The sequence below is a fragment of the Candidatus Cloacimonadota bacterium genome, from assembly GCA_020532085.1.
GTDB lineage: Bacteria > Cloacimonadota > Cloacimonadia > Cloacimonadales > Cloacimonadaceae > Syntrophosphaera.
The window spans coordinates 1-3138 of sequence record JAJBAV010000084.1; the positions used below are offsets into that span (position 1 = coordinate 1).

Sequence of the window (3138 nt, forward strand, 5' to 3'; positions counted from 1 at the left end):
TTGGCAACCATCTGGGTTCCAACCAAAATGTCCACCTCGCGGTTTTCCATCTGTTCCACCAGGCGCTGCTGTGAACCTTTGGTGCGGGTGGAGTCCCGATCCATGCGAGCAATGGCCGCAGTGGGGAAATATTCCTGCAGGGTGTGTTCCAGTTGTTCCGTACCAACCCCCTGAGGTTCGATAGTGGCCCCGCCGCAGCCAGGACAAACTTCTTCTGGGACTTGAGTGTAATCACAGTAGTTGCATGTAAGCATGCCTTTACTGCGATACCAGGTCAGGGTGATGTCACAGTTGGGACAGCGAAACGTGGCGCCACAGTCGCGGCAGATAAGATACGGTGAGAACCCACGCCGATTCAGGAGCAGCACCGCCTGTTCCCCAGCGTCCAGGGTCTGTTGCAGAGCGGTAAGCATCTGCTCTCCCAGAACACAGGGTTCCTTTGTTCCGCTCAGATCTACTATTTCAACTACAGGCATAGGGCGTGATAAGGCACGGTGGGTAAGACTAAGCAAGGTCATATGCCCGGCGCGCGCGCGTTCAAAACTGGTCAGAGCCGGGGTCGCGCTCCCGAGCACCACCGGAATCTGCAGCATCTGCCCTCGCAGCAGGGCCAGATCCCGCGCGTTATAGCGTAATCCCTCCCCCTGCTTGTAGCTTTCGTCATGCTCCTCATCCACCACCACGATGCCAAGATTCTGCAGCGGCGCAAACACCGCAGAACGTGCCCCAATCACAATCTCGATCCGATTATGGTTGATCTCGCGCCAAATATCGTGGCGCTCAGCCGCATTCATACCGGAATGAAGAATCCCGATGCGCACCCCTTGGTGCTCAAAACGTGCCCGAAAACGCTTTACCAGTTGCGGCGTAAGGGCAATCTCGGGCACCAACACCAGTGCTTGTTGTCGCTGAACCTGGACTACATGTGCGATGGCATGCAGATACACCTCAGTCTTGCCGCTACCGGTAACCCCATGGAGCAAAAAAGGGGCAAACGTAGAGGGCTGCTCCGTGTCAGGGCAGATCGCGGTAACGGCTTGCTGCTGTTCAGGGGCAAGCACGGGGGGAGTGTCGGGCTTGATATCCAAACCGACAAACGGATCACGGCTGGAGGTACTTTGGGTACGTGTGACGAGACCTAGTTCCTCAAGGCGCCTCAGCGGTGCGTGTGGATTGGGAAAGCTAGCGCGGATCTCCTCCGCCGCGACTTCACCCTGAGAGACGATGAAAGCATAAATCGCTTGCTGCGTCGCCCCGCGCAACACGGCCTCCTGCCCGGTTGCGCGATAGTGCACGTGCTGGATGGCAGCCGGCGCCTTCTGCTGGGTCAGACCCGCCGGCAGAGCTGTCTTTATGGTAAGCCCCAAAGGGTAGGCATAATAGGCACTAACCCGCTGTAGAAACGTAACGCTGGCACTATCAAGCGCTGCAACGTCCTCATCCAGGCACGCGCTGATGGGTTTAAGTTCCCATTGTTCGTCACCTGAAGGACGCAATCTAACCACAACCCCGATGGCACTACGCCGCCCTAACGGCACCCGCACCCGCATCCCAGGGCGGAGAAGTTTCTCCATCGGTGCGGGGACAACATAGCTCAGCGGCCGCGGCAACGGCGCAAACACAGCGACATCAGCGCATAGCTGCGGCAAAGCTGGGTCTATTGCCTGCTGCGCAGGGCTACGCTGGTGGGTCACAGTCTAATTTCTCCCTGTTTAAAGTGGCGCTGCGTCAGACGTACAACTAAGCCGGAGAGCCCCACCAGGCCTATCAAGTTGGGGATCGCCATGGCGCCATTCATGGTGTCGGAGATATCCCATACAAAGTCTATTTTTTGCAACGCGCCCCAAGTGATCACCAAACAAAATAGACAGCGATACGGGGCCCGCGCCTTCATCCCGAACACGTATTCGATACATTGTTCGCCATAGTAGGCCCAGCCCAGCATGGTGGAATAGGCAAACATCACCAGCGCCAGGGAAACAAACGCCGCGCCAAAACCTGGGATGGCGGTTTCAAACGCCAATGCAGTCAAGGCGCTGGAGCTTTCGCCTCCATCCCAAACACCTGAAGTGAGGATAACCAGAGCGGTGAGACTGCACACAATGATGGTATCGAAGAACACTCCGGTCATGGCTACTAGCCCTTGGCGCACAGGGCTGCTGGTGCGGGCAGCCGCATGGGCGATAGGAGCGCTGCCGAGACCGGCTTCGTTTGAAAACACCCCACGCGCGACACCGAAACGAATAGCCATAGCCACGCTGGCCCCAGCAAAGCCGCCGCTGCCCGCTGCGGGGGTAAAAGCATGGGAAAAAATCAGACCGAACGCGGTGGGCACTGCCGCAATGTTGATAACCAGAGCCACCAGCGCCGCTACTACATATATCAGCGCCATAAACGGAACGAGCTTTTCAGTCACCCGCCCGATGCGCCTAATCCCACCGATAATCACCAGCGCGCTCAATAAGCCCAAAGCCACCCCGCTGAACAACGGCGGTACGGCAAAGGTCGCTTCCAGCGCCACCGCCACCGAATTGGACTGCACCATGCTGCCGATACCGAAGGCGGCGATACTTCCCATCAACGCAAACAGCATCCCCAGCCACGGCAGCCCGAGCCCCTCGCTTAAGTAGCGCATTGGGCCACCCTGCATGGTGCCATCGGGCAAATGCTGGCGAAAATGGACCGCGAGCACCGCTTCGGCATACTTGGTCGCCATGCCGAACACTGCGCAGACCCACATCCAGAAGATCGCCCCTGGGCCCCCCAGATATAAGGCGGTGGCCACTCCGGCAATATTCCCAGTACCAATGGTGGCCGCCATTGCGGTGGTCAGAGCCTGAAATGAGGAGATATCTCCTTCTGCCCCGGAGGCTTTGCGCCCGCTGAAAACCAGACGCAAGCCCATTGGCAAGCGATGCAACTGAATGCCGCGCAACCGCAAGGTTAGAAGGACACCGGTACCCACCAGAAAGGTGAGCATCACCGGGCCCCACACAAATCCATTAATGTAACCGACCAACTCCTGTAGCTCAGTCATCTATTTTCCCTGTTTTAACAAATTCTTGTTGCCAAAATACATAACAGGTGGCGGGGCTGTCACCGGAACCTCTACGCTCAAAGCAAGATAAGCCCTTAGTT

At 57.6% G+C, this 3138-nt stretch carries 2 protein-coding genes; both read right to left on the reverse strand.

The window, feature by feature from the left end; all coding sequences use genetic code 11:
- Nucleotides 1-1694 (reverse strand): primosomal protein N' (gene priA / locus LHW45_11205; protein MCB5286136.1); only part of this gene is annotated, 1694 nt, incomplete at its 3' end.
- The gene (locus tag LHW45_11210) at nt 1691-3037 is read right to left on the reverse strand and encodes a sodium:alanine symporter family protein (protein MCB5286137.1); all 1347 of its coding nucleotides are present in this window, start codon (nt 3035-3037) and stop codon (nt 1691-1693) included. The genes priA and LHW45_11210, both read right to left, overlap by 4 nt.
- Nucleotides 3038-3138 lie beyond the last annotated feature (101 nt).

What these genes read in the sequence shown, in the direction of transcription:
- LHW45_11210 (MCB5286137.1), bottom strand. Translation starts at nt 3,037, where the DNA reads ATGACTGAGCTACAGGAGTTGGTCGGTTACATTAATGGATTTGTGTGG.